Below are 26,126 nucleotides of genomic sequence, written 5' to 3' on the forward strand. Positions count from 1 at the left end.
CTGGAGCCACCTCCTAGGGAATCCCCGGTGACCTGCGGATTCCGGTCTCCCGGGCCGCTAGTTCAGGAATTCACAAGTTCACAAGTGGGGGGACTCTCAGAGTCGCAGGTAAAGCACGGGTCAACAAGAGGGCGCGTGCGTCCAGTTCGGGCGTCGTCGAGTGCTCTCGGGCGGCCCGCAGGCGGTCCCCGCGGTTCCCGGCGCTAGTCCAGGGTCTTCGCGGCGTTGCGGATGACCTCGAGGACGGCGTCGGGCTGAGAGAGCATCGGGACGTGGCTGCTGTCGAGGCTGACGGTCGTGGCCTTCATCCGTTCGGCGGAAGCGCGCTCCCGGTCCGGGTTCACCGTGCGGTCCTGGGTGCCCACGATGTACCAGCTCGGCTTGGCCCGCCAGGCATTGCCGGGGACCTGCTGGTCGAAGAGGTCCGCGATCGGCGGGCTGGCGGTCGCCAGCACGAGCTTTTGTTCCTCCGGCGGCAGGTCGCCGCAGAAGTCGGCGATGCCCGACTCCTTGAGGTAGATGCGGTTGTCGGCGACCTCGAGGTGGTCGAAAACCGGCGAGCTCGGGAACGCGGCCAGGTGCTGCTGCGAGGTCTCGTCGTCGTCCGGGGCGAGCGCGCAGATGTACACCAGGGCGCCCACCCGGTCGTGCACGCCCGCCTTGGTGATCAGCGTGCCGCCGTAGGAATGGCCCACGAGCACGACCGGGCCGGGCACGTGGTTGATCGCGCGGGTTACGCAATCGACGTCGCCTGCGAGCGAGTCGAGCCCATGCTGCGCCGCGAAGACCTCGCGACCCTCGGCCTGGAGTGCGGGGATGAGCTTTGCGAAGCACGAACCGTCGGCCCACAAGCCGTGGGCCAGCACGATGCTGGCTTTTCCGGCCATGAGTGCCTCCTTTGCCGCTTGATCGATACCTTTGGTGGAGATCCACTCCTTTTGATCAATTTGTTCAATTCTAGGAGGGAACCACAGGTGTCGCTCGCCCGGCACCAGGTCCAGGTCTTCCGGCCGGCCTGACCCTGATCTGCCGGAGCGCCCGGTGGCCAAGGGGATTGGCGAGGGTGGAAACCCGCAGGTCAAGCCGGAAGCTGCGTCAGTAGCGCTGGTTGAGATACCCCAGCAACTCGTCGTGCAGCAGGCCGTTCGACGCGGCCGCGTTGCCGCTGTGCGGGCCCGGGCGGCCGTCGAGGCCGGTGAAGGTGCCGCCCGCCTCGGTGACGACGATGGCGTTGGCGGCCATGTCCCAGAGGGAGAGTTCCGGCTCGGCGCAGAGGTCGACCGAGCCCTCAGCGACCATCATGTAGGGCCAGAAGTCGCCGTACGCGCGCGTGCGCCACACCTCGCGGGACAGGTCCAGGAAGCCGCCGAGCCGGCCCTGGTCCTCCCAGCCGGTCAGCGAGGAGTACGCGAAGGAGGCGTCCGTCAGCTTCGAGACACGGGAGACGCGCAGGCGGGAGGCGGAGGAGAGGCTGCGCCCGGAGAACGCGCCGTGTCCCTTCGCGGCCCACCAGCGGCGGCCCAGCGCCGGGGCGGAGACCACGCCGACGACCGGCTGGAAACCGGTCTCGCCCGCCTCCATCAGGGAGATCAGCGTCGCCCACACCGGGACGCCGCGGACGTAGTTCTTGGTGCCGTCGATGGGGTCGACCACCCACCGGCGCGGGCCCGTGCCCTCCAGGCCGTACTCCTCGCCGAGGACCGCGTCGCGTGGTCGGGCGCGCTGGAGCTGGCCGCGGACGAGTTCTTCCGCCGCCTTGTCCGCCTCACTCACCGGCGTCATGTCCGGCTTCGTCTCGACCTTGAGGTCGAGTGCCTTGAAGCGGTCCATGGTGGTCGCGTCCGCGGCGTCCGCGAGGACATGGGCGAAGCGGAGGTCGTCGAGGTAGTCCGGCATGGGACGAACGCTATCCACCGAGGTGGGGAGCGGGCCAGCGGCCCCCGCTTACGGTTTGGCGGCACATCGCCGCCGTCGCGCCGTTACACAGTGGCCGAAGGGCGCCCCCCGCGCGCGCCCGCGAACCCTTGACAGTGCCCCCGGGCGCGTCAAATCTGGGCGCAGAGCTGCTCGCCCCAGGGAGGCGATGATGCCTGCAGCGCGGGAATCCCTACTGGACGCCGCGTACACGGCGCTGGCGCGCCGGCCGTGGTCCGCCGTACGGATGGTCGACGTCGCCGCGGTGGCGGGAGTCTCCCGCCAGACGCTCTACAACGAGTTCGGCAGCAAGGAAGGTCTCGCCCGGGCCCTGGTCAGAAGGGAGGCGGACGCGTATCTCGCCGGAGTCGAGCGCGCGCTCGCCACGCACAGCGACGCCCGGGAGCGGCTGACCGCGACCGCCGAGTGGACCGCCTCCGTGGCCCGCGACAACGCACTGGTCCGGGCCATGCTGACCGGCTGCTGGAGCGAGCGGCTGCCGGCTCCGACGCTGTCCGCGGTCCCCTCGTCCTCGGCGGTGCCGGCGCAGCGGCGGGCGGACGGCCCGCTGCCCTCGCCCGGCGACTTCGTGGCGATGGTCCGCGACCGGGCCGTGGCCGTGCTGTCGGGACCGGGAGCGTTCAAGCCGGACACCGCGGACCTGGCCCGCTCCTGCGAGCTGGTGGTGCGGCTCGCCCTGTCCTGCGTGGCGGCCCCGCCGGGCGACGGGGGCGTCGCGGACCTGGTCCGCACGGCGCTGCCCAGGCAGCAGCCGGTCTGACGGACGGCGCCCCCGGCCGGGGCGTCCCCCACCCCACAGGGCACTGAGCCTAGTGCGCGGAGCCCGACAGCTGCAGGCCGATCACGCCCACGATGACCAGGCTGATCGAGACGAGTTTGAGGGCGGAGACCAGGTCGCCCAGGAAGATCATGCCGTAGATCGCGGTGCCCGCCGCGCCGATGCCGGTCCACACGGCGTAGGCGGGGCCGACGTCGAGCTTGCGCAGGGAGAGGGTCAGCAGGCCGAAGCTGCCGAGCGCGAATATGCAGAACGCGATGGTGGGCCACAGCCGCGTGAACCCGTGCGAGAGCTTGAGGCACACGGCGAAGCCGGTCTCGAGCAACCCGGCCACCACCACCAGCAGCCACGCCATGTGCTGTCCTCCCGTAGGTCCGGCTGGGTGCGATTATGCACTTACCGGGCCGGTGTGAACGCAAACAACGCGGTGGTCACGCGGGGGTGAACCGTGTGCGGGCGGCCGTGGCTCAGTCGCCCTCCCGGCGCTCCCGTGTCGCCAGCAGCCGGCGCAGCGAGTACAGCCGGGCCGGGTCCGCGTGGCCCTCGGCCACCCAGGCGTCCAGCGCGCAGTCCGGCTCGTCGTGACTGCACGCGCGCGGGCAGCCGGCCGTGCCGGGTTCGAGGTCCGGGAAGGCGTGGATGACCCGCGAGGGGTCGATGTGGGCGAGGCCGAAGGACCGTACGCCGGGGGTGTCGATCACCCAGCCGTCGTTTTCGCCCAGCGGGAGCGCCAGCGCCGACGTGGTGGTGTGGCGGCCCCGGCCCGTCACCGCGTTCACCTGGCCGGTCAGCCGGCGCCGGTCCGCGGGGACCAGCGCGTTGACGAGCGTCGTCTTGCCGACGCCGGAGTGCCCGACGAACGCCGTGACCAGGCCGTCGAGTTGCTCCCGCACGCGGGCCGCCGCGCCGCCGTTCTCCAGCTCCTCGCGGCTGGTGACGACGTAGGGGATGTCGAGGTCGCCGTAGAGCTCGAGGAGCTTGTCGGGCGGGGCGAGGTCCGACTTGGTCATCACCAGCAGAGGGTCCAGGCCGCCGTCGTAGGCCGCGACCAGGCAGCGGTCGATGAGGCGGGGGCGGGGCTCGGGGTCGGCGAGGGCGACGACGATGGCGAGCTGGTCGGCGTTGGCGACGACCACGCGCTCGTACGGGTCGTCGTCGTCCGCGGTGCGGCGCAGCACCGAGTCGCGCTCCTCGATGCGGACGATGCGCGCCAGGGTGTCCTTCTTGCCGGACAGATCCCCGACGAGGGCCACCCGGTCGCCGACCACCGCCGCCTTGCGGCCGAGTTCCCGGGCCTTCATGGCCAGCACGATCCGGTCCTCGACCAGGCAGGTCAGCCGTCCCCGGTCGACGGTCAGGACCATGCCCTCGGCCGCGTCCTCGTGCTTGGGGCGGATGTTGGTGCGCGGCCGGTTGCCCTTGCGGTTCGGGCGGCTGCGGATGTCGTCCTCGTCGGTGTGCTTGCCGTAACGGCGCATCTGCCTACGCCCCTACGCCCCGAGCATCCCGGTCCACATGTCGGGGAACTCCGGCAGGGTCTTCGCCGTCGTCGCCACGTCCTCGATCTGCACGCCCTCGACCGCGAGGCCGATGATCGCGCCGGCGGTCGCCATGCGGTGGTCCTCGTAGGTGTGGAAGACGCCGCCGTGCAGGCGGCGCGGGCGGATCCGCAGCCCGTCGGCGGTCTCGGTGACGTCGCCGCCGAGCTCGTTGATCTCCTTGGTGAGCGCGGCCAGGCGGTCCGTCTCGTGCAGCCGCAGGTGGGCCACGCCCCGCAGGGTGGAGGGGGAGTCCGCGAGGGCCGCGACCGCCGCGATGCCCGGGGTCAGCTCGCCCACCTCGCCCAGGTCCACATCGATACCGCGCACGGCACCCGAACCGGTGAACTCGAGTCCGTACTCGGTGAGTTCGCAGGAACCGCCCATTTCGGTGAAGATCTCCCGCAGCTTGTCGCCCGGCTGCGTGGTGCGGGCCGGCCAGTCGGGGATCACGACCTTGCCGCCCGTGATCAGCGCGGCGGCCAGGAAGGGCTGGGCGTTGGACAGGTCGGGCTCGATGGTCAGGTCCCGGCCCAGCAGCGCGCCCGGCGTCACCCGCCACACGTTCGGCTCGCCGCCCGAGTCCGGGGTGTCCACCTGGGCGCCGACCGCGCGCAGCATGTCGACGGTCATGCGGATGTGGGGCAGGGAGGGCAGCAGGGACCCGGTGTGACGGACCTCCACGCCCTGGTTGAAGCGCGGGCCGGACAGCAGGAGGGCGCTCACGAACTGGGAGGAGGAGGACGCGTCGATCTCCACCGGGCCGCCGTCCAGCGCCCCGCCGCCGTGCACCGTCAGCGGCAGCGCGCCACGGCCGTCGTCGTCGATACGGGCGCCGAGCACGCGCAGGGCGTCGACCACGCCGTTGAGCGGGCGTTCGTAGGACCTGGGGTCGCCGTCGAAGCGGACGGGGCCGTCGGCGAGCGCGGCGACCGGGGGCAGGAAGCGCATGACCGTGCCCGCGTTGCCGACGTCGACCGTGGCCGGGCCGCGCAGGCCGGTGGGCAGCACGCGCCAGGTCTCGCCCGTGCCGTCCGGGCCCACGCCCTCGACGATGTCGACGCCCATGGCGCGCAGGGCGCCGGCCATCAGCAGCGTGTCGCGGGAGCGCAGCGGGCGGCGCAGCCAGCCCGGCTCGCTCGCCAGGGCGGCGAGGACGAGGGCGCGGTTGGTGACGGACTTGGACCCCGGTACGTGGACCGTCGCGTCGACGGCTCCGCTCGCGTGGGGGGCGGGCCAGAGGGCGGTAGGTGCGTCGTGTGGGGCCATGGGCCCACTTTATAAGGAGCCGGTGCGTCCGGTGCGGCGCCGTCGGGGCTGGTCACACCTCGAGCAGCCAGCGCCCCCCGCCCATCAGCGAGCACAGCGACACCGCGTGGAACAGGAAGAGCCACAGCCCGGCCGGCACGTGGGTCAGGCGCGAGAGCTGGTCCGCGTCGGAGTCCCCCGCCCCGCCCCGCGCCCGCTTCGCCTGGAGCTCGAAGGCCGGACGCACGCCGCCCACCAGCAGGAACCACACCACCGCGTACGCGAACGCCGCCTGCACCTGGGGGCCCGCCAGCCAGGACACCAGAAGGAAGGTGCCGCCGGTGACGAGCACGGTCAGCGCGCCGTACGCGTTGCGGATCATCACCAGCATCGCCACGAGCAGGGCGGTCGCCAGCCACAGGAGCAGCGTGATGTGGCCGGCGGCGAGCAGGGCCGCGCCGCCGAGGCCGAGCAGCGGGGGAGCGGTGTAGCCGGCCGCCGCGGTGAGGATCATGCCGAGTCCGTGCGGCTTGCCGCGGCTGAGGGTGAGGCCGCTGGTGTCGGAGTGCAGCCGTATGCCCGTGAGCTGACGGCCGGTGAGCAGTGCCGTCAGCCCGTGCCCGCCCTCGTGCGCGATGGTGATGGCGTTGCGCGACAGGCGCCAGACGTTGTGCGGGACGGTCACCGCGAGCGCAGCGGCCAGCGTCGCGATCACCACCCACAGGTCGGGGTCGGGCTGGGTGCCGAAGACCCGGTCCCAGAGGGAGGCGAGTGAGGAGGCGATGCTGTCCATCAGTGGCTGTGGCTCCCGTAGGTCGATGGAGGGGGAAGGCGCCCAGGGCGCCTTCGTCGAGGGGTGGTGGCCGGGCGGCGGGCGGGCCTGGCAGTGTGGCACGTATGTGCGGACGGTATGCAGCGAGTCGTAGGCCAGAGGATCTCGCAGGAATCTTTGAGATCGAGAAGTGGGAGCCCGAGGAGACCCTGGCCCCCGACTACAACGTGGCCCCCACCAAGGAGGTCTACGCCGTTCTCGACCGCCCTCTCAAGGACGTGCAGGACCCGCGGCCGGTTCGCCAGCTCCGCAAGCTCAAGTGGGGGCTGGTGCCGAGCTGGTCGAAGACGCCCGAGGGCGGCGCCCGGATGATCAACGCCCGTGCGGAGACCGTGCACGAGAAGCCGTCGTACCGGCGGGCCTTCTCCTCCCGACGCTGCATCATCCCCGCCGACGGGTACTACGAGTGGGTCACCGGCACGCAGGAGCGCGACCTGGAGGTCGAGGGGAAGAAGAAGCGGCCGCGCAAGCAGCCCTACTTCGTGCTGCCCGCCGACGGCTCGGTGTTCGCGATGGCCGGGCTGTACGAGTTCTGGCGGGACAGGACCCTGCCGGACGACCATCCGCAGGCCTGGTGGGTGACGTGCTCCGTGATCACCACGGAGGCCGAGACGAGCCCGCTCGCCGTCTCCCCGGCCGAGGGACCGCGCACGCTGGCCGACATCCACCCCCGGATGCCGCTGATGCTCACCGCGGACCGCTGGGACTCCTGGCTCGACCCCGCCCGCACCGACGTCGACGGCCTGCGCGAGCTGCTGGCCCCGCCCCCGCCCGGCCTGATGCGCGCCTACCCGGTCTCGACGGCCGTCAGCAACGTCCGCAACAACGGGCCGGAGCTGCTGAAGGAGCTGGAAGGGCCGGAAGAGGGCACACTCTTCTGACGTGACGACCTCTTCCGATCCGACGACCTCTGCGGACGTGACGACCTCTACCGCGGTGACGACCGAGACCACGGCCACACAGGCGGGGGACGCCCGCATCACCTGGCACCCGGCCCGGCAGGCACGGCTCGTGCTGGCGCTCGGCCACGGCGCGGGCGGCGGCATCGAGGCGCGGGACCTGCAGGCGCTGGCCCGGGTCCTGCCGGGGCACGGCGTGACCGTCGCCCTGGTGGAGCAGCCCTGGCGGGTGGCGGGCAAGAAGGTCGCGCCGCCGCCGAAGACCCTGGACACCGGCTGGCGCGGCATCTGGCCCGCGCTGACCGGCCCCGGCCTGCCGGTGGTCTCCGGCGGGCGCAGCGCCGGCGCACGCGTCGCCTGCCGCACGGCCGGCGAGCTCGGCGCGCACGGCGTGCTCGCCCTCGGCTTCCCGCTGCACCCGCCGGGCCGCCCGGAGAAGTCCCGCGCCGGGGAGCTGCTCGGCTCGGGGGTGCCCACCCTCGTCGTCCAGGGCGGGAACGATCCCTTCGGGAAGCCGGAGGAGTTCCCCGACGGGGCCTACGAGTTGACGGAGGTGCCCTGGGGCGATCACGGCTTCGCGGTGCCGAAGCGGGCGGAGGTCACCCAGGAGGAGGCCGTGGCGATCATCACGGACGCGGCCGTGAAGTGGACCGGGTCACTGGCGTGACGGCCCGGGAATGTTGCGGCCCGGACCTCTGTTGTGCCCCACAGAAGTGCTGAAACACCAGCACCGACGTCGTGGGAGAGGAAGTCAGCCGCATGGGTTCGACCGCATGCCCGAGCCGCAGCAGCCGCACTGACCTGGACTGGACGGTGCTGACTGCGGCCAAGACCACCCCTATTCGAGGGGCGGGCGGGACGGGTCGTCGTCTATCCTCCGATTCTGGTGGGACCGGTTTCGGCTCCGCCCGGAATCTTGAGGAGGTGGGTCCGGTCACTGGGACCGACGCAGGGACCGACAACGGCCAGGCGGAGCAGCCCGAGGGCCAGGGCGTGAGCGCGGAGTCGACTTCGGAGCGCAGCGCGCGCTTCGAGCGGGACGCGCTCGAATTCCTCGACCAGATGTACTCGGCGGCGCTGCGCATGACGCGCAACCCGGCGGACGCCGAGGACCTGGTGCAGGAGACGTACGCCAAGGCGTACGCGTCCTTCCACCAGTTCCGCGAGGGCACCAACCTCAAGGCGTGGCTGTACCGGATCCTCACGAACACGTTCATCAACTCGTACCGCAAGAAGCAGCGTGAACCCCAGCGCTCCGCGGCCGAGGAGATCGAGGACTGGCAGCTCGCCCGCGCCGAGTCGCACATGTCGACCGGTCTGCGCTCCGCGGAGTCGCAGGCGCTGGACCATCTGCCGGACTCGGACGTGAAGGAAGCGCTCCAGGCGATCCCCGAGGAATTCCGCATCGCCGTCTACCTCGCCGACGTAGAGGGCTTTGCGTACAAGGAGATCGCGGACATCATGGGGACACCCATCGGTACGGTGATGTCCCGGCTGCACCGGGGCCGCCGTCAACTGCGCGGCATGCTCGAGGACTACGCCCGTGAGCGCGGGCTGGTCCCGGCCGGCGCCGGAGAGTCGAACGAAGCGAAAGGCTCGGGCTCATGAGCTGCGGAGAGCCGCACGAGACGGACTGCAGCGAGGTCCTCGATCATCTCTACGAGTTCCTCGACAGTGAGATGCCGGACGTCGATCGCGACAAGTTCAAGCAGCACTTCAAGGAGTGCTCGCCGTGCCTGGAGAAGTACGGCCTGGAGCAGGCCGTGAAGAAGCTCGTGAAGCGGTGCTGCGGGCATGACGACGTGCCGACGGACCTGCGGTCCAAGGTCATGGGGCGGATCGATCTGATCCGCTCCGGACAGGCCGTCCCCGAGCACGACATCACCACGAGCCCGCAGGAGTCCTGAACTCCCGTCGGCGCACGCCTTCGCGCCGGGCGCACCTGGAACGGGCCGCCGTCACCCGAACGTGCTAATCGACCGTTCCCGGCCCCGCGGCCCCCTCCAGCCCCTCTACGCTCCTCAGCCTGAGCAGCATCGGCCGGCGGAGGGGCGTGATGGAGGTCGTTCCGGCACGGGCACGCGCGTACGTGGCCTGCGCGGTCGTGGGCGTGGTGCTGTGCCTGCTCCCGCTGCCCGGCACGCACACACCCTGGTGGGCGGTCGCCCTGCTGGCCGCGCTCTACGCCTGCTGCGAGCAGGCCGCCGCCCGTCGGCGCTTTGCCGGAACGTTCTACCCCGTGCTCCTCGCCGGGGCCTTCCTGCTGCCCCCGCCTGCCGCCGCCCTGGTGGCGCTGCCGGGGGCGCTGCTCTCCCCGGTCCACCAGCGGCCGCGGAAGGTGCGCCGGATCTGGCGGGCCGCCCAGCTGGCCCTCGGGGTCTGGGCCGCGAGCCGGGTGCACTGGGCGCTCAGCGGGCGGGACGCGGTCGTGGCCTCCGACTTCCCCTACCTGCTGGTGCCCGCCGGTGCCGCGGTGCTCGCGTTCTGCCTGGTGCTGGCCACCCTGGACGGCGGGGTCCGCGCGCTGGCCGAGGGCGTGCCGCTGCGCCGGGCCTGGCGCGGGCCGTTCGTGCGCTCCCTCGCGCCGGTGGCCGTGCACGGGCTCGCCGGGCTGATGATGGCCGTCCTGTGGCGCAGCCCGTACGGACCGGTCGCCGCCCTGCTCGTGCTGCTGCCGATGTGCGTGTCCTGGTGGGCCTTCGCGCAGTCCCACCGTGAGCGCGCCGCCCACCAGGCCACCATCCGCGCGCTCGTGCAGGCCGTCGACATCAAGGACGAGTACACCCGCGGCCACAGCGAACGCGTCGGCCAGGCCTCGATGATGATCGCGCGTGAGCTCGGCCTGGACGACGAGCGCACCGAGGTGCTGCGGTTCGCCGGAATCCTGCACGACGTGGGCAAACTCGGCGTCCCCACACGGCTGTTGCGCAAGGACGGGCCGCTGACTCCCGAGGAGCGGCGGGTGATCGAGCTGCATCCCGAGTACGGCCACGAGATGGTGCGCGGAATCGGTTTTCTGGGCGAGGCCCGCGCCGCGGTCCTGCACCACCACGAGCGGCTGGACGGCAGCGGCTACCCGTACGGGCTGGTGGGCGGGCAGATCCCGGAGTCGGCGCGGGTGGTGGCCGTGGCGGACGCCTTCGACGCGATGACGTCCACGCGCTCCTACCGGCGGGCCCGGCCGGTGCCGGTCGCGCTGGAGGAGCTGCGGCGGTGCGCGGGCTCGCAGTTCGACCCGCGGATGGTCACGGCCCTGGTGCGGGCGCTGGGCCGGCACGGCTGGCATCCCTCGGTCACCGCTCAGGAGGGGCCGCAGGTCCCGGCACCGGCGGTGCCCGTCACCGACCGCCCGAGAGCCCACCGATGAGCCGCCGGGCACCGCTGACGGTCCTCATCCACACCGCCGCCGCCCTCCTCGCCGCGGGCTCGCTGGCCGTCACCTGCCGGACCGGCCTGCAGGAGCGCCCCACCGCACTCGCCTTCGGGGTGCTCGTCACCGTCGGGGAGCTCAGCCGGTGGACCGGCGCCCGGGTCAGGGAGGCCGCACCCCTCGGGGCCGCCGGGGCCCTGTCGTACGCGCTGCTCGGAGAGGACGCCGGGCGGCCCACGCACCACGGCGTCACCCAGGTCGTCGCCGTCGTGCTCGCGGCCGCACTGATCGGCGGCGTGCCGCACGTCGCGCGGGGGCAGGGGCCGGTGCTCGACCATCTGGCGCGGCGCGTGATCACCGTCGGCTTCGCCGCCGTGTGCTTCCAGCCCCTCTACAGCCGGGGCGTGTTCGACGCCTGGCACGGTCCGGGGTACGCGCTGCTGCTGCTGGCCCTGCTCGCCCTCACCGCGCTGTGCGACGCCGTGCTCGCCGCCGCGCTGGCGCACGCGCGCACCCGGTGGCCCTTCGGCCCGCTCCTGCGTGACGAACTGCACGCCCTCCTCGGCATCGGCTCGGCCGTGTGTGCCACGGGCGCGGTCATGGCGCTCGCGGTCGCCGTCGTAGGACTGTGGGCGCTGCCCGTGTTCTCACTGCCGCTCCTGCTCACCCAGCTGTCCTTCCGCCGGTACGCCGCCGTGCGGACCACCTACCGGCAGACCATCGCCTCCCTCGCCCGCGCCACCGAGATCGCCGGGTACACCCCCGCCGGGCACGCCCGGCGGGTGGCGGGCCTCAGCCGCGCCGTCGGACGGGACCTCGGCCTCACCCGCCCCGAGCTGACCGTGCTGGAGTACGCGGCCCTGATGCACGACATCGGCCAGCTCAGCCTGGTCGACCCGGTGCCGGCGGGCGCGACCGCGCTGCTGCCCACCGCCGAGCAGCGGCGGATCGCCCTGCTCGGCGGGGCGGTCGTGCGCCAGACCGGCGTCGACGCGGCGGTCGCCGTGGTCGTCGAGCGGCAGGCCGACCCCTACCGGGACCAGCCCGTCGCCGCGCGGATCGTGCGGGCCGTGAACGCCTACGACGAGAAGGCGCGGGCCGCCGGGCCCGGCGGCCCCCTGACGGCCCTGGAGGAACTGCGGCTGGCCACGGCGGAGGAGTACGCGCCCGAAGTGGTGGAATCGCTCGCCCGGGTCCTGGCCCGAGACAGTCTGACCTTGCCTTCGGCTGGGTAACCCATGGGTAATGAGCGGCCTTCCAGCCGTACGTGGTTGGATGCGAATGAGAGGGTGTCCGGGGGCAGCACTAGCCAGCCCACTCCAAGGAACTGGCAGGCGGGAATCGTGAGGATCTTCGGCAAGGGACGGCACCGGCCCTCCGCCTCCTGGCGGCAGGCCACGGACCGCGCGTTCACCCTGATCGGCGACGGCCGGTACGAGGACGCGGGCGCGCTGCTGACACGTGCCGCCGACCTGGAGCCCTGGCTGTCGGAGTCCTGGTTCAACCTCGCGCTGCTGCACAAGTTCCGGCACGACTGGGAGCAGGCGCGCGCGGCCGGCCTGCGGGCCGTCGCGCTGCTGGACCGGGAGACCGGGGCGCCCGACTGGTGGAACGTCGGCATCGCGGCCACCGCGCTCCAGGACTGGCCGCTGGCCCGTCGGGCCTGGCAGGCGTACGGGCTGCACGTGCCGGGCGCCGGCACGTCGGCCGGTGAGCCGGTGGGCATGGACCTGGGCAGCGCGGCCGTACGGCTGTCCCCGGAGGGGGAGGCCGAGGTGGTGTGGGGCCGGCGGCTGGACCCCGCCCGGATCGAGGTGCTGTCCATCCCGCTGCCGTCCTCCGGGCGGCGCTGGGGCGAGGTCGTGCTGCACGACGGGGTCCCGCACGGCGAGCGGACCACCGCGGCCGGGCACTCCTACCCGGTCTTCGACGAGATCGAGCTGTGGGCGCCCTCGCCGGTGCCGACCTGGGTGGTGCTGCTGGAGGCCGCCACGGAGGCGGACCGGGACGCCCTGGAGCAGCTCGCCTCCGACGCCGGCTTCGCGGCGGAGGACTGGTCGTCGTCGGTGCGTCTGCTGTGCCGCATGTGCTCGGAGTCCCGTATGCCCTCGGACGAGGGCGACGGTGAGCATCTCGATCCGCACGACCACAGCGAGCCGGGGCACCCGGGGCCGCTCGGGCACCGGACGGACGGGCAGCTGTGGGTGCCGGAGCGGGAATGCGGCGTCGCCGCCCCGGCCGCATTGGTCCGGGGGCTGCTGGACGGGTGGGTTGCCGACAGTCCTGACTCGCGGGACTGGCGGGATCTCGAGGAGGTCTGCTAGCGCCGTTGCCGAGTGCCGGTTTCGTCGTGGCTGGTCGCGCAGTTCCCCGCGCCCCTGAAGGGGGCGCTTCCCCTTACCCTGTATCAGCATCACACCCCTGTTTTTCCGAGGAAGGCTTACGTCGGTCATGGCGCAGCAGGACACCGATCAGCAGCACGCGGGCGTGCTCCCCGTGGACGACGAGGGCTTCGTCATCGACACCGGGGAGGCCGAGGAGCGCGAGGCGGCCTGGCGCGAGCGGGGCACCTCGCGGCCGATCACGGTCGTCGGCAACCCGGTGCTGCACAAGGAGTGCAGGGACGTCACGGAGTTCGGCCCCGAGCTGGAGCAGCTGGTGGCGGACATGTTCGCCTCCCAGCGCACCGCCGAGGGCGTGGGCCTGGCCGCGAACCAGATCGGCGTCGACCTGAAGGTCTTCGTCTACGACTGCGGCGACGACGAGGGCGTGCGGCACGTCGGTGTCGTCTGCAACCCCAAGCTGGTGGACCTGCCCGCGGAGCGGCGCCGGCTGGACGACAGCAACGAGGGCTGCCTGTCCGTGCCGACCGCGTACGCCCCGCTGGCCCGCCCGGACTACGCCGAGGTGACCGGGCAGGACGAGAAGGGCAACCCGGTCAAGGTCCGCGGCACCGGCTACTTCGCCCGCTGCCTGCAGCACGAGACCGACCACCTCTACGGCTACCTCTACATCGACCGTCTCTCCAAGCGTGAACGCAAGGACGCGCTGCGGCAGATGGCGGAGAACGAGCCCCGCTACCCCGTGGTCGCCAACGGCTGAGGCCGTCAGGCGGCCGCCTCGGGGCCCCGGAACGTGCGCCGGTAGGCGTTCGGCGTGGTGCCGATCGCCTGCACGAACTGGTGGCGCAGTGCCGCCGCGTTGCCGAACCCGGCCCGCCAGGCGATCGCGTCCACCGTCTCGTCCGTCCCCTCCAGCAACCGCTGCGCCAGCAGCACCCGTTGCCGCAGGATCCAGCGGTAGGGCGTGGTGCCCGTCTCCTGCTGGAAGCGGCGGGCGAAGGTGCGCGGCGACATGTGGGCGCGCGCCGCGAGCTGTTCGACCGTGACCTCCTCGTCGAGATGCCGCTCCATCCACACCAGCACCTCGGCGACGGTGTCCCCGTGCGACGGGGGCAGCGGCCGCTCGATGTACTGGGCCTGCCCGCCGTCCCGGTGCGGCGGTACCACCATGCGCCGGGCGATCTTGTTGGCGACCTCCGGGCCCTGCTCCTTGCGCACGATGTGCAGGCAGGCGTCGATGCCGGCGGCGGTGCCCGCGGAGGTGATCACCGGGTCCTCGTCGACGTACAGCACGTCCGGCTCCACGGTCAGCCGCGGATACGCCAGGGCCAGCTGGTCCGCGTCGTGCCAGTGCACGGCGCAGCGGCGGTCGTCCAGCAGTCCGGCCGCGGCGAGCACGAAGACTCCGGAGCAGACGCTGAGCACCCGGGCGCCGCGCTCGACGCCGCGGCGCAGCGAGCCGAGCAGCTCGGGCGGGAACTCCCGGCTCCCGTAGCGGGCGCCGGCCGGCACGGCGATCAGATCGGCCTCCTCCAGCCGCTCCAGGCCGTGCGCGACGTTCATGGAGAAGCCCGCGCGCGTGTTCAGCAGCGGGCCTTCGGCCGAAGCGACCGCGAAGTCGTACACGGGCAGTCCGTCGTCGCTGCGATCGATGCCGAACACCTCGCAGACGACGGCCAGTTCGAAGGGATTCACACCGTCCAGGACGACGGCGGCGACGTTCTGCAGCATCTCTCCAGTGTGCCTCGCCCTTGGCAGTAAATCGAGGGTCTACGGCAGTCCTGCCACTGTTTGTAAGGAGCTAACGGCGCGACAGTGGTGTCTATGGATACGGCACACATCGAAGGACTGATCGGAATGCTGACCGTTCTCGGAATCCTCGTCCTGATGGTTCTCCCGGCGGTGATCGGCATCGCCCACGACCGTCGTGTCGACCGGCAGATCCGTGAGGCCGAGCGGGGGCACCGCGCGGCCGGGGTGCTCGGGCCGGCCGAACACCCCGCCCGCGGGCCGCGCTACCTCACCACCACGGTCACCCACCACTCCTGAATACCGAGGCACGAGACCCGGCCGGTCTGCGCGGCGCACAGCGGCCGTGAGGACTCGAGCCGGGTCCTTCCCGCGGAGACGGCCTTGTAGGCGGCGCTCGCGTCGCCGGGCAGCAGGACGATGCCGCTGTTGGCGGCCTCCAGCCCGGAGCCCTTGACGGTGACCGGCTTCCAGGGCCGCTCGGCGGTGCCGTCCAGGCTGACGCGGAGCGTCTCGCCGACGGACAGGCACACGGTGCGGCCGCTGTCGTGGGCGGTGAGCGGGGCCGGGGCCGCACATCCCGTGGGACTGCTCGCCGGGCCGGTGGACGGACTCGCGGTGGGGGTGGGCGAGGACGACACGCTGCTGCCGCCGCCCTTGCCGCTGTCGGACGGGCCGCCGCAGCCGGCGAGGACGAGGGCGAGCGCGGCGGCCGCGAGGGTCGTGTGGGGGATCGTTCGGCGCATGGGGACCTCCTCTCCCTCTGACGTGTCACCCGCCCGCCCGGATCCACGCCCCGTCGCACGCCGGAGCCCCGGCCGCGAAGGCGGCGGCCGGGGCCCGGGGGTGATGCCGGTCAGCTGGTCGTGACGGCGGTGTCGTCGACGACGAAGCTGGTCTGCAGGGAGGAGTCCTCGGCACCGCTGAACTTCAGGGTGACGGTCGAGCCCGCGTACGAGGACAGGTCGAAGGACTTCTGGGCGTAGCCGGAGGCGGCGTTGAGGTTGGAGTACGTCGCCAGGGTCGTGGAACCGGCGGTGACCGTCAGCTTGTCGTAGGCGGTGCTGCTGGTGGTCTCCGACGTGTCGATGTGCAGGTAGAAGGTGAAGGTGGCCTTGCAGCCGGCGGGCACGGTCACCGACTGGGACAGGGTGTCGGTGTGGGTGGTGCCGTAGCCGTCGAGCCAGGCCTTGTAGGAGCCGCTGCGCGCGGCCTCACCGCTGTCGCTGGTGATGACCCCGCTGGTCGCGCTCCAGACGGTGTTGCCCGACTCGAAGCCCTGGTTGCCCAGGAGCTGCGCCGCGGTGCAGGTGCCGCCGCTGGAGCTGACCGTCCAGGTGAAGGACGTCGAGCCCGAGGCGCCCGTGCTGTCCTTCGCGGTGACGGTGACCTGGTAGGTGCCGGCGGTGGACGCCGTACCGGAGATCAGGCCGGTCGAGCTGTTGATGGACAGCCCGGTCGGCAGGCCGGTGGCGCTGTAGGTGAGCGTGGCGCCCGCGCTGTCGGACGCGCTGATCTGCAGGCCGGCCGAGCTGCCGGTCGCGGTGGACTGGCTGCCCGGGTTGGTGACGCTCACCGTGTTGCCGGAGCTGGAGCCGGCGGTGAAGGCCGTGGTGCCGTTGGGGGTGCCCCAGCCGGTCGGGCCGTCGTAGCCGGTGGTCGCGGTGCAGAAGTACGACGTGGAGCAGGAGCCGTTGTTGCCGCTGGTGACGTCGTACAGGTTGCCGGTGTGGCTGTAGGGGTACTTCGCCGGGTAGTCGGTCGAGCCCGGGGTGCCCGCGAGGGCGTAGACGCCGGCGATGATCGGGGCGGAGGCGCTGGTGCCGCCGTAGACCGCCCAGCCGGAGCCGCCGTAGGTGTCGTAGACGGCCACGCCGGTGGCCGGGTCGGCGACCGCGGAGACGTCGGCCTCCATGCGCTTGCCGCACCCGGTGTCGGTCTGCCAGCTCGGCTTGGGGTCGTAGGCGGAGCAGCCGGAGCCGGTGCCCTCCGTGCTGTTCGTCTTCCACACGGACTCGGTCCAGCCGCGGGAGTTGCCGGAGCTGGAGAGCGCGGTGCCGCCGACGGCGGTCACGTACTGGGAGGTCGCCGGGTACTCGGCGCCGTAGCCGGAGTCGCCCGCGGAGACGGTGATCGCGACACCGGGGTGCTTGAAGTACGCGGTGTCCTCACTGGTCTGCGAGGAGGCCTCGTCGCCGCCCCAGCTGTTGGAGACGACCTTGGCGCCGAGCGAGACGGCCTCGTTCTCGGCGATGCCGAGGTCGGTGTCGTTCGCGGAGTTCGCCTCGACGAGGATGATGTTGCAGTTGGGGCAGACGGCGCTGACCATGTCGATGTCCAGCGCCTCCTCGCCCGCCCAGCCGGTGTCGTTGGACGGCAGCGAGGTGGTGGAGCCGGTCTGGCTGACCTGCTTGAAGCAGCCGTTGGCCTTGGTGCACGAGGACAGGCCGTACTGCGAGCGGTAGGTGGCCAGGTCCGACGCGGCGTTGGGGTCGTTGTAGGCGTCGACGACGGCGACCGTCAGGCCCGATCCGCCCGTGGAGGGCAGGTTGTAGGCGCTGTGCAGGTTGGCCGGGCTGAGGCCCGAGGGCGCGGCGGCGGCGACCGCGGAGGCCAGCCGCTGCTTGATGTCGGTGCGCCGCTGGGCGAAGCAGGACGCGTGACCGGGCGCGGCCGTGGCACACAGGTGGGTGGTCGGCACCTTCTGGCCGGCCTTGCCGGTCGAGTGGAAGGTCTGCCGCTCGGGGGAGGTGAGGGCTTTCGCGTTCTGCGCGGCGTGGGAGGTGTGCGGGACCGCGGGTGCCGCGTGTGCCGGTGCCGCGACGAGCCCGGCGAGGCCGAGGGCGAGCGCGGGTATGGCGGTGGTGAGGAGTCTTCGCAGACTCCGTCTGGGCTTCTCACGCATGGGGGTACTGCCTCCATCGGTGGGGTTACAGGCAGGCCCAGTGACGCGCGTAGCGGCGGCAGAATGCGCAGTCATGAGCATGACATTTCGAACACCCCGCCATGCCATGGGGAATGGCATGAACAGGACAGGCAGAACCTAGCCGCGCCCGGAGGCCCGGGAGAAGGAGCGGCCGCAGAACTTTGCCGCTCCGTGGCCGGTCCATAGAAGATCCATGGACGGTCCATGAACGGCCCATGGACGCTCCATGGGCCGTCCGGGAAGGTGGCGTCAGAAGTCCTCGTCGAGGTCGACCGTGCCCTCCACGGCCACCTGGTACGCCGACGGGCGCCGCTCGAAGAAGTTGGTCAGCTCCTGCACGCCCTGCAGCTCCATGAAGGAGAAGGGGTTCTCGCTGCCGTACACCGGGGCGAAGCCGAGGCGGGTCAGGCGCTGGTCGGCGACGCACTCGAGGTACTGGCGCATCGAGTCGGTGTTCATGCCGGGCAGGCCGTCACCGCACAGGTCGCGGGCGAACTGCAGCTCGGCCTCGACAGCCTCGCGCAGCATGTCCGTCACCTGCCGGCGGAGCTCGTCGTCGAAGAGCTCCGGCTCCTCCTTGCGGACGGTGTCGACCACGTCGAAGGCGAAGGACATGTGCATCGTCTCGTCGCGGAACACCCAGTTGGTGCCGGTGGCCAGGCCGTGCAGCAGGCCGCGGCTGCGGAACCAGTACACGTAGGCGAAGGCGCCGTAGAAGAACAGGCCCTCGATGCACGCCGCGAAGCAGATGAGGTTGAGCAGGAAGCGGCGGCGGTCCGCCCGCGACTCCAGGCGGTCCAGCTTCTCCACCGAGTCCATCCAGGTGAAGCAGAACGCGGCCTTCTCACGGATGGAGGGGATGTTCTCCACCGCGGCGAACGCGGCGGTGCGGTCCTCCGGGTCGGGGAGGTAGGTGTCCAGGAGCGTCAGGTAGAACTGGACGTGCACGGCCTCCTCGAAGAGCTGGCGGCTCAGGTAGAGCCGCGCCTCGGGGGAGTTGATGTGCTTGTAGAGGGTCAGTACCAGGTTGTTCGCCACGATCGAGTCGCCGGTGGCGAAGAAGGCGACCAGCCGGCCGATCAGGTGCTGCTCGGCGGGGCTGAGCCTGGCGAGGTCGGCGACGTCCGAGTGGAGGTCGACCTCTTCCACGGTCCAGGTGTTCTTGATGGCGTCCCGGTAGCGCTCGTAGAAGTCCGGGTAGCGCATGGGGCGCAGGGTCAGCTCGAAGCCCGGGTCGAGAAGACGGGCGTGAGGGGTGGTCATTACTGGCAGGCCTCGCAGGACTCGGGGTTTTCCAGGGAGCAGGCGACCGCCTCGGGGTCGGCGACCTGCTGGACGGGGACGGTGGCGCGGGCCGCGCGGGCGATGCGGGTCGCCGGGCGCGAGCGGAGGTAGTACGTCGTCTTCAGGCCCTGTTTCCAGGCGTACGCGTACATCGAGGAGAGCTTGCCGATGGTCGGCGTCTCCATGAAGAGGTTCAGGGACTGCGACTGGTCCAGGTACGGGGTGCGGGCCGCGGCCATGTCGATCAGGCCGCGCTGCGGGATCTCCCACGCCGTGCGGTACAGGCGCCGCACGTCCTCGGGGATCCAGGCGAGGTCCTGCACCGAGCCGCTGGCCTCGCGCAGCGCCTCGCGGGTGCGGGCGTCCCAGACGCCGAGTTCCTTCAGGTCGTTCACCAGGTACGAGTTCACCTGCAGGAACTCACCGGACAGGGTCTCGCGCTTGAAGAGGTTCGACACCTGCGGCTCGATGCACTCGTAGACGCCGGCGATCGACGCGATGGTGGCGGTCGGCGCGATGGCGAGGAGCAGGGAGTTGCGCAGGCCGACGTCGGCGACGCGCTCCCGCAGCGCCGCCCAGCGCTCCGGCCAGGCCGGCTCCACACCGTAGTGGTCGGGATGCAGGACGCCGCGGGCGGTACGGGTCCGCTCCCAGGCGGGCAGCGGGCCGTTGCGCTCGGCGAGGTCGGCGGACGCCTCGTACGCGGCGAGCATGACGCGCTCGGCGACGCGGGTGGACAGGGCCTTCGCCTCGGGGGAGTCGAAGGGCAGGCGCAGCTGGAAGAAGACGTCCTGCAGGCCCATCACACCGAGGCCGACCGGGCGCCAGCGCGCGTTGGAGCGGCCCGCCTGCTCGGTCGGGTAGAAGTTGATGTCGACCACGCGGTCCAGGAAGGTGACGGCCGTGCGGACGGTCCGGTCCAGCCGCTCCCAGTCCAGCTCGCCCCCCTGGACGAAGGCGCCCAGGTTCACCGAGCCCAGGTTGCAGACCGCGGTCTCGCCGTCGTCCGTGACCTCCAGGATCTCGGTGCAGAGGTTGGAGGAGTGGACGACGCGGCCCGGCTCGGCCGTCTGGTTGGCGGTGCGGTTGGCGGCGTCCTTGAAGGTCATCCAGCCGTTGCCGGTCTGCGCGAGGGTGCGCATCATGCGGCCGTAGAGCTCGCGGGCCGGGACGGTCTTGCGGGCCAGGCCCGCGGCCTCCGCCCCGCGGTAGGCGGCGTCGAACTCCTCGCCCCACAGGTCGACGAGTTCCGGCACGTCCGCGGGGGAGAACAGCGACCACTGCGTGTCGGCGTCGACCCGGCGCATGAACTCGTCCGGGATCCAGTGCGCGAGGTTCAGGTTGTGCGTACGGCGGGCGTCCTCACCGGTGTTGTCGCGCAGCTCCAGGAACTCCTCGATGTCCAGGTGCCAGGTCTCCAGGTAGACCGCGGCCGCGCCCTTGCGCCGGCCACCCTGGTTCACGGCGGCCACCGAGGCGTCCAGGGTCTTCAGGAACGGGACGATGCCGTTCGAGTGCCCGTTGGTGCCGCGGATCAGCGAACCCCGGGAGCGGATGCGGGAGTACGCGAGGCCGATGCCGCCCGCGTGCTTCGAGAGGCGGGCGACCTGGTGGTAGCGGTCGTAGATGGAGTCCAGCTCGTCCTTGGGGGAGTCGAGGAGGTAGCAGGAGGACATCTGCGGGTGGCGGGTGCCGGAGTTGAAGAGGGTGGGGGAGGAGGGGAGGTAGTCGAGACGGCTCATCAGGCCGTAGAGCGCGGCGACTTCGTCGACGGACCGCGGGGTGTCGTCCTCGGCGAGGCCGGCCGCCACCCGCAGCATGAAGTGCTGCGGCGTCTCGATCACCTTGCGGGTGATGGGGTGGCGCAGGAGGTAGCGGCTGTGCAGGGTGCGCAGGCCGAAGTAGCCGAAACGGTCGTCCCCCCGGGGGTCGACGAGAGCGTCCAGGCGCGCGGCGTGCAGACGGGCGAACTCCGCCGTGCGGTCGGCGATGAGCCCCTCGCGACGGCCCACGGCGACCGACTCGGTGAAGCACGTGACGCCCTGCGAGGCGGCCTCCTCCGCGATGCCGATCGTCAGCAGACGCGCGGCCAGCCGCGAGTACGCGGGGTCCTCCGAGATGAGGCCGGCGGCCGCCTCCGTGGCCAGCTCGCGCAACTCCGTCTCGTCCGCCCGCGCCGACCGCCCGCGCAGCGCGGCGGCGGCGACCCTGCCGGGGTCGGCGTCGGGGAGGTCGGCGGTCAGTTCGGCCAGGGTCCGCAGCAGTGCGGCACCGGGACCGTCGTCGGCCGATGTCGCGGACGGTGTCGCTGAAGCCGGATCGGCTGGCGCGATGGTCACGTGGGGCTCTCCCTCGCTCGGCACGGGGCCTTGCGGAGGGCAGGGGGCAGCCACGAGCGCACGACGGCGCCGCGTCCACCGGCCCACTCCACGAGGCCCGGACGTCGAAGCACCCGGGCCACGGCGGCCGGGCGCACTGTCGGCAGGTCCTCGGACTGACGCCCATACGTGTGCGAACACGGATGGGTACACCGTTGCGGGACAGTTCCGGATTCGCACCGGATTCCCCTGCGGCGACAGCGAGCATGAGCATACATCTTGTGCCGGGCGTGAGAAGCACCCCCATATGTTGTGTCGCGCTGATGTCAGAGCGTCAACTCATGGGTGAGGAGAGTGAGTGCCGGGGTACGGCGACGGGCCGCCGGGTCTGCCCGGCGGCCCGTCGAGCGGCCCTCCGCTAGTGCGACTCCGCCGCCGTCGCGGGCGGCAGTTCCACCTGCACGCCCGGGTCGCCGGCGTCCACGGTGTAGTCGTCCACCGCGGTCTCGTCGACGCCCTCCGGCGCCTTCACGGCCTTCAGGACGAAGGTCAGCACCACCGTCACCACCACGTTCATGACGAACGCGGTCAGGCCGATGTAGCCGATCTCGCCGATACCGGGGATCTCCTTCGCCGAGCCGCCGAAGTGCTTCTGGCTCGGCGAGGCGACGCCGTAGGCGGCGACGGTGCCGTAGACCATGCCGACCGCCCAGCCGCCGAGCAGAGCCCAGCGGTGGAACCAGCGGGTGAACAGGCCGCCGACCAGGGACGGGAAGGTCTGCAGGATCCAGATGCCGCCCAGCAGCTGGAAGTTGATGGCGACCGTCTTGTCCATGGTGAGGACGAAGACCAGCGCGCCGACCTTCACCAGCAGCGACACGACCTTGGAGACCTGGGCCTCCTGCTTCGGTGTCGCGTCCGGCTTGATGAAGTCCCGGTAGATGTTGCGGGTGAAGAGGTTCGCGGCCGCGATGGACATGATGGCCGCCGGCACCAGGGCGCCGATGCCGATGGCCGCGAAGGCCACCCCCGCGAACCAGTCCGGGAACATGTTCTCGAACAGCTGCGGGATCGCCAGCTGCCCGTTGGTGACCTTCACCCCGGCCGCGATCGCCATGAAGCCCAGCAGGGCCAGCAGACCCAGCATCAGCGAGTACAGCGGCAGGATCGTGGTGTTGCGGCGGATCACCTCACGGCTGCGCGAGGAGAGCGTCGCGGTGATCGAGTGCGGGTACATGAACAGCGCGAGCGCGGAGCCCAACGCCAGCGTGGCGTACGCCCACTGGCCCGTCCCCGGCGGTACGAGGGCGCCGCGCGGCTTGCCGGTCGCCGGGTTGGTGTGCGCGAACGCCGCGCTCGCCTTCGCGAAGATGTCGTCGAAGCCGCCGAGCTTGATCGGGATGTAGATGATCGCCACCGCGATGACGATGTAGATCAGCGCGTCCTTCACGAAAGCGATGAGCGCGGGGGCCCGCAGTCCCGAGGAGTAGGTGTACGCCGCGAGGACGGCGAAGGCGATCAGCAGCGGCAGGTCCTTCACGAACCCGTTGGTGCTGTCGCCGCCGCCGACGCCCATCACGTCCAGCACGGCCTGGATGCCGACCAGTTGGAGCGCGATGTAGGGCATGGTGGCGAGGATGCCGGTGACCGCGACGGCCAGCGACAGGCCCTTCGAGCCGAAGCGGCCGCGCACGAAGTCCGAGGTCGTCACGTACCCGTGGCGGTGCGAGACCGACCACAGGCGGGGCAGGAACGTGAAGATCAGCGGGTAGACCAGGATGGTGTAGGGCACCGCGAAGAAGCCGGCCGCGCCCGCCGCGTAGATCGCCGCGGGTACGGCGACGAACGTGTACGCCGTGTAGAGGTCGCCGCCGAGCAGGAACCAGGTGACCCAGGTGCCGAACGACCGGCCGCCCAGGCCCCATTCGTCGAGCGAGTGCTCGTTCTCGGCCTTGCGCCAGCGTGCCGCCAGGAAGCCCATGACGGTCACGGCCACGAAGAAGAAGATGAAGACGCCGAGCGCGACGCCGTTCACGCCGTCCTTCACTTCGACGCACCGCCCTTCTGCGCGGCGCGGGCGCGCTGGTCACGCTGCCACAGCTGGTACGCGGTCATCGTCAGCGCGGTGGAGATCAGCACCCAGAGCATCTGGTACCAGTAGAAGAACGGGATACCGATGAACTCGGGGCCGGTCCTGGCGTACGAACCGACCCAGAGCGTCGCCACGAACGGTGCGATCAGGCAGATGGCGATGACCACGCGCACCGGCGTCACCATCGGTGGTCTCACTTCGGGCACTTCGGACATGGTGCGGCTCCGTCCCCTCGCGTTCACCTGTGATCACCTGTGTAATGCGCAGGCAATGTAGGTCACCATGTCCCGGAAACGGAAGACCTCGTCCGCATATCGGTGTATCGATTCAGTGAAGGCCCGGCGGCGGGCGGACGGGCCCGTCTTCCGGCGGGACGTTCGCAACAGGCCCTATTCCTGGGGGCGCTTGAGGCGAGCCACGAACTTGTAGCGGTCGCCGCGGTACACCGAGCGCACCCACTCCACCGGCTGCCCGTCCCGGTCCAGCGAGTGGCGGGAGAGCATCAGCATCGGCAGGCCGACATCGGTGCCGAGCAGGCCGGCCTCGCGCGGGGTGGCCAGTGAGGTCTCGATGGTCTCCTCGGCCTCGGCGAGATGGACGTCGTACACCTCCGCGAGGGCGGTGTAGAGAGAGGTGTACTTGACCAGGGACCGGCGCAGGGCGGGGAAGCGCTTGGCGCTGAGGTGCGTCGTCTCGATCGCCATCGGCTCGGCGTTGGCCATGCGCAGGCGCTCGATGCGCAGCACCCGGCCGCCCGCCGTGATGTCGAGGAGTTCGGCGAGCCGGTCGTCGGCCGTGATGTAGCCGATGTCCAGCAGTTGCGAGGTCGGCTCCAGGCCCTGGGCCCGCATGTCCTCGGTGTACGACGTCAGTTGCAGCGCCTGCGAGACCTTGGGCTTGGCGACGAAGGTGCCCTTGCCCTGGATCCGCTCCAGGCGGCCCTCGACCACCAGCTCCTGGAGCGCCTGGCGCACCGTGGTCCGGGAGGTGTCGAACTCGGCGGCCAGGGTGCGCTCGGGCGGTACCGGGGTGCCCGGGGACTGCGTCTCCGTCATCTCGAGCAGGTGCTTCTTCAGGCGGTAGTACTTGGGCACGCGCGCGGTACGGACACTCGCTCCACCCTCGTTCTCCGCACTGCTGACCTCGGTGCTCATGTTCTGCCTTCCCGGCTCCGGATGAGGGTCACTTCGTGATCCCTTCTGTATACCGGCGCCGTCTCTTTTGGTCTAGTCCACAGGTCAAGTGGTCTAGCGGAAGAGAGTACTCCGGCGTTGGGATTTTCGCTGCCTTCTTACTTAAAGGTCCTTGCATATGTAGGTCGCATAACGGCTGGTCAGAGGGGTTTCGAGCACTCTTGACAGGTCTTCTGGTCTGGTCCAAGCTCCCCCTACTGGTCTACACCATTGGTTCAGGTCCCGGCCTGGGGGCGGGAGGTGTGGGCATCCCTGAGGAGGGTGGCGTGAAGCGCAAGCTCATAGCCGCGATCGGTATCGCGGGCATGATGGTCTCCATCGCGGCGTGTGGTGGCAACGACGACAAAGGCTCTTCCAGCAGCGGCGCGGACGCCAAGGAGCTGACCGTCTGGCTCACCGTCGACGCCCAGAACAACTGGCCGGACCTGGTGAAGTCCGCCGACGCGGCGGTGAAGAAGGCACACCCCGGCATCAAGATCAACCACGAGTACTACGGCTGGCCGGACAAGAACACCAAGCTCGACGCGGTCCTCGCCACCGACAAGGCGCCCGACGTGGTCGAGATGGGCAACACCGAGATGCTGAGCTACATGGTCAAGGGCGCCTTCGCGCCCCTCGACCCGGCGAAGTTCGCCAACTCCTCGGCCTGGCTTGACGGCCTCAAGGCCTCGGTGACGTACCAGGGCAAGACCTACGGCGTCCCCTACTACGCCGGTGGCCGCGTCGCCAACTGGCGCAAGGACGTCTTCGCCTCGGTCGGCGTGAAGACCCCGCCGACGACGTACGCCGAACTCACCGCCGCCCTCGACAAGGTGCAGAAGAAGGAGGGCGACAAGTTCTCCGCGTGGTACCAGCCCACCCGTGACTGGTACGCGGCCATGTCCTTCGTCTACGACGCCGGCGGCTCCATCGCCAAGGAGGACGGCGGCCAGTGGAAGGGCAACCTGTCCTCGCCCGAGTCCGTCAAGGGCCTCACCGAGTTCAAGAACGTCGTCGACAAGTACATGCACGGCGACAAGACCAAGGACGAGTCGGACCGTTACATCGTCTACGGCCAGGGCAAGTCCGGCATGATCTTCGGCGCGGCCTGGGAGGGCGCGACCTCCGCCGACCCGAAGAACGACAAGACCGGCAAGCTCAAGAACAACCTCGAGAACTTCGTGATGCCGGGTCCGTCCGGCAAGAACATGCCCGTCTTCCTGGGCGGTTCGGACCTCGCCGTCCCGGTGAAGTCCAAGGCGCAGGCCGTCGCCGCCGAGTGGATCAACGCCTTCACCGGCCCCTCCGGCCAGAAGGGGCTGATGGCCAAGGGCAACCTGCCCAACAACAAGACGGACCTCGCGTCCCTGAAGAACGACCCGGCCACCGCGGTCCCGGCCACCGCCGCCGAGTCCAACTGGTTCGTCCCGATGGCCCCCGGCTGGGGTCAGGTCGAGAAGGCCCAGGTCCTGCAGACGATGCTGCAGAACATCGGCACCGGCAAGAAGTCGGTCGAGGCCGCCGCGAAGGAGGCGGACGCCGCGATCGACAAGGTCATCAACACCAAGTGACCTTCGCAGCAGGGCCCCCTACGGCCTCGAAGGCCGGGGGCCCTGCTTCCCGTACGCGTACGGGCTTCGCTT

The 26,126-nt window shown here is 71.1% G+C and carries 25 protein-coding genes and 1 riboswitch; of the genes, 11 read left to right on the forward strand and 14 right to left on the reverse strand.

The window, feature by feature from the left end; genetic code table 11:
* Positions 1-203: 203 nt before the first annotated feature.
* Positions 204-887, reverse strand: coding sequence for an alpha/beta fold hydrolase (locus tag ACIRPX_RS11775; RefSeq protein WP_404191863.1), 684 nt, complete (start codon positions 885-887; stop codon positions 204-206).
* Positions 888-1,095: 208 nt separating this feature from the next.
* A complete protein-coding gene (gene hisN / locus ACIRPX_RS11780; protein WP_404191866.1) occupies positions 1,096-1,896 on the reverse strand; it encodes a histidinol-phosphatase in 801 nt (266 codons plus the stop codon).
* Positions 1,897-2,086: 190 nt separating this feature from the next.
* Between hisN and ACIRPX_RS11785 the strand changes: the two genes are divergently transcribed.
* Positions 2,087-2,695 (forward strand): TetR/AcrR family transcriptional regulator, encoded by a 609-nt coding sequence (locus ACIRPX_RS11785; RefSeq protein WP_404192150.1) that lies wholly within the window; start codon positions 2,087-2,089, stop codon positions 2,693-2,695.
* A gap of 49 nt (positions 2,696-2,744) precedes the next feature.
* On the opposite strand, the gene ACIRPX_RS11790 is transcribed toward ACIRPX_RS11785, so the two are convergent.
* The 4 genes from ACIRPX_RS11790 to ACIRPX_RS11805 all read right to left on the reverse strand — a co-directional run bounded on the left by ACIRPX_RS11790 (position 2,745) and on the right by ACIRPX_RS11805 (position 6,292).
* Positions 2,745-3,068 (reverse strand): DMT family transporter, encoded by a 324-nt coding sequence (locus ACIRPX_RS11790; RefSeq protein WP_404191869.1) that lies wholly within the window; start codon positions 3,066-3,068, stop codon positions 2,745-2,747.
* Between the two features lie 112 nt (positions 3,069-3,180).
* Positions 3,181-4,191 (reverse strand): ribosome small subunit-dependent GTPase A, encoded by a 1,011-nt coding sequence (rsgA, locus tag ACIRPX_RS11795; RefSeq protein ID WP_404191872.1) that lies wholly within the window; start codon positions 4,189-4,191, stop codon positions 3,181-3,183.
* 12 nt (positions 4,192-4,203) lie between these two features.
* On the reverse strand, positions 4,204-5,520 hold the full coding sequence (gene aroA, locus ACIRPX_RS11800) for a 3-phosphoshikimate 1-carboxyvinyltransferase (RefSeq protein ID WP_404191875.1): 1,317 nt from the start codon (positions 5,518-5,520) through the stop codon (positions 4,204-4,206).
* 52 nt (positions 5,521-5,572) lie between these two features.
* Positions 5,573-6,292 (reverse strand): M50 family metallopeptidase, encoded by a 720-nt coding sequence (locus ACIRPX_RS11805; protein WP_404191878.1) that lies wholly within the window; start codon positions 6,290-6,292, stop codon positions 5,573-5,575.
* Between the two features lie 104 nt (positions 6,293-6,396).
* Here ACIRPX_RS11805 and ACIRPX_RS11810 point away from each other — a divergent pair, with 104 nt between their 5' ends.
* The 8 genes from ACIRPX_RS11810 to def all read left to right on the forward strand — a co-directional run bounded on the left by ACIRPX_RS11810 (position 6,397) and on the right by def (position 13,702).
* Complete coding sequence (locus ACIRPX_RS11810) at positions 6,397-7,212, forward strand: SOS response-associated peptidase (RefSeq protein ID WP_404191881.1); 816 nt, start codon at positions 6,397-6,399, stop codon at positions 7,210-7,212.
* 55 nt (positions 7,213-7,267) lie between these two features.
* Positions 7,268-7,897 carry an alpha/beta family hydrolase gene (locus tag ACIRPX_RS11815; protein ID WP_404192153.1) on the forward strand — a complete coding sequence of 210 codons (630 nt, stop codon included), beginning with the start codon at positions 7,268-7,270 and terminating at the stop codon, positions 7,895-7,897.
* Between the two features lie 257 nt (positions 7,898-8,154).
* The gene (gene sigR, locus ACIRPX_RS11820; protein WP_404191883.1) at positions 8,155-8,838 is read left to right on the forward strand and encodes an RNA polymerase sigma factor SigR; all 684 of its coding nucleotides are present in this window, start codon (positions 8,155-8,157) and stop codon (positions 8,836-8,838) included.
* Entirely contained in the window at positions 8,835-9,137 is a 303-nt protein-coding gene (gene rsrA, locus ACIRPX_RS11825) for a mycothiol system anti-sigma-R factor (RefSeq protein ID WP_384250450.1), read from the forward strand. Before sigR ends, rsrA begins: the two co-directional genes overlap by 4 nt.
* A 149-nt stretch (positions 9,138-9,286) precedes the next feature.
* Positions 9,287-10,597 (forward strand): HD-GYP domain-containing protein, encoded by a 1,311-nt coding sequence (locus ACIRPX_RS11830; RefSeq protein WP_404191887.1) that lies wholly within the window; start codon positions 9,287-9,289, stop codon positions 10,595-10,597.
* Positions 10,594-11,835, forward strand: a complete 1,242-nt coding sequence (locus tag ACIRPX_RS11835; RefSeq protein ID WP_404191890.1) for an HD-GYP domain-containing protein — start codon at positions 10,594-10,596, stop codon at positions 11,833-11,835. Before ACIRPX_RS11830 ends, ACIRPX_RS11835 begins: the two co-directional genes overlap by 4 nt.
* 108 nt (positions 11,836-11,943) lie before the next feature.
* The gene (locus tag ACIRPX_RS11840) at positions 11,944-12,924 is read left to right on the forward strand and encodes a tetratricopeptide repeat protein (RefSeq protein WP_404191892.1); all 981 of its coding nucleotides are present in this window, start codon (positions 11,944-11,946) and stop codon (positions 12,922-12,924) included.
* 127 nt (positions 12,925-13,051) lie between these two features.
* A complete protein-coding gene (gene def, locus ACIRPX_RS11845) occupies positions 13,052-13,702 on the forward strand; it encodes a peptide deformylase (RefSeq protein WP_404191895.1) in 651 nt (216 codons plus the stop codon).
* Between the two features lie 5 nt (positions 13,703-13,707).
* Here def and ACIRPX_RS11850 read toward each other — a convergent pair whose 3' ends face one another.
* The gene (locus tag ACIRPX_RS11850) at positions 13,708-14,673 is read right to left on the reverse strand and encodes a GlxA family transcriptional regulator (RefSeq protein ID WP_404191899.1); all 966 of its coding nucleotides are present in this window, start codon (positions 14,671-14,673) and stop codon (positions 13,708-13,710) included.
* A gap of 93 nt (positions 14,674-14,766) precedes the next feature.
* Here ACIRPX_RS11850 and ACIRPX_RS11855 point away from each other — a divergent pair, with 93 nt between their 5' ends.
* Positions 14,767-14,991 (forward strand): hypothetical protein, encoded by a 225-nt coding sequence (locus tag ACIRPX_RS11855; protein ID WP_404191902.1) that lies wholly within the window; start codon positions 14,767-14,769, stop codon positions 14,989-14,991.
* On the opposite strand, the gene ACIRPX_RS11860 is transcribed toward ACIRPX_RS11855, so the two are convergent.
* The 7 genes from ACIRPX_RS11860 to ACIRPX_RS11890 all read right to left on the reverse strand — a co-directional run bounded on the left by ACIRPX_RS11860 (position 14,958) and on the right by ACIRPX_RS11890 (position 24,465).
* Positions 14,958-15,437, reverse strand: coding sequence for a hypothetical protein (locus ACIRPX_RS11860; RefSeq protein WP_404191904.1), 480 nt, complete (start codon positions 15,435-15,437; stop codon positions 14,958-14,960). The two genes, ACIRPX_RS11855 and ACIRPX_RS11860, sit on opposite strands and share 34 nt — an antisense overlap.
* Positions 15,438-15,547: 110 nt before the next feature.
* Positions 15,548-17,596, reverse strand: a complete 2,049-nt coding sequence (locus ACIRPX_RS11865) for a putative Ig domain-containing protein (protein ID WP_404191907.1) — start codon at positions 17,594-17,596, stop codon at positions 15,548-15,550.
* Between the two features lie 270 nt (positions 17,597-17,866).
* Complete coding sequence (locus ACIRPX_RS11870; protein WP_404191910.1) at positions 17,867-18,880, reverse strand: ribonucleotide-diphosphate reductase subunit beta; 1,014 nt, start codon at positions 18,878-18,880, stop codon at positions 17,867-17,869.
* Positions 18,880-21,240: a ribonucleoside-diphosphate reductase subunit alpha gene (locus ACIRPX_RS11875; RefSeq protein ID WP_404191913.1), complete on the reverse strand. Its 2,361-nt coding sequence runs from the start codon at positions 21,238-21,240 to the stop codon at positions 18,880-18,882. Before ACIRPX_RS11875 ends, ACIRPX_RS11870 begins: the two co-directional genes overlap by 1 nt.
* A gap of 145 nt (positions 21,241-21,385) precedes the next feature.
* Positions 21,386-21,468, reverse strand: a riboswitch (cobalamin riboswitch).
* A 169-nt stretch (positions 21,469-21,637) separates the two neighbouring features.
* Positions 21,638-23,266, reverse strand: coding sequence for a monocarboxylate uptake permease MctP (mctP, locus tag ACIRPX_RS11880; RefSeq protein WP_404191916.1), 1,629 nt, complete (start codon positions 23,264-23,266; stop codon positions 21,638-21,640).
* Entirely contained in the window at positions 23,263-23,526 is a 264-nt protein-coding gene (locus ACIRPX_RS11885; RefSeq protein ID WP_404191919.1) for a DUF3311 domain-containing protein, read from the reverse strand. Before ACIRPX_RS11885 ends, mctP begins: the two co-directional genes overlap by 4 nt.
* A gap of 174 nt (positions 23,527-23,700) precedes the next feature.
* Positions 23,701-24,465 (reverse strand): GntR family transcriptional regulator, encoded by a 765-nt coding sequence (locus ACIRPX_RS11890; protein WP_404191922.1) that lies wholly within the window; start codon positions 24,463-24,465, stop codon positions 23,701-23,703.
* A 305-nt stretch (positions 24,466-24,770) separates the two neighbouring features.
* Here ACIRPX_RS11890 and ACIRPX_RS11895 point away from each other — a divergent pair, with 305 nt between their 5' ends.
* Positions 24,771-26,054 carry an extracellular solute-binding protein gene (locus ACIRPX_RS11895; RefSeq protein WP_404191925.1) on the forward strand — a complete coding sequence of 428 codons (1,284 nt, stop codon included), beginning with the start codon at positions 24,771-24,773 and terminating at the stop codon, positions 26,052-26,054.
* Positions 26,055-26,126: the final 72 nt, after the last annotated feature.

It is taken from the genome of Streptomyces sp. NPDC101225 (genome assembly GCF_044767585.1).
Lineage (GTDB): Bacteria > Actinomycetota > Actinomycetes > Streptomycetales > Streptomycetaceae > Streptomyces.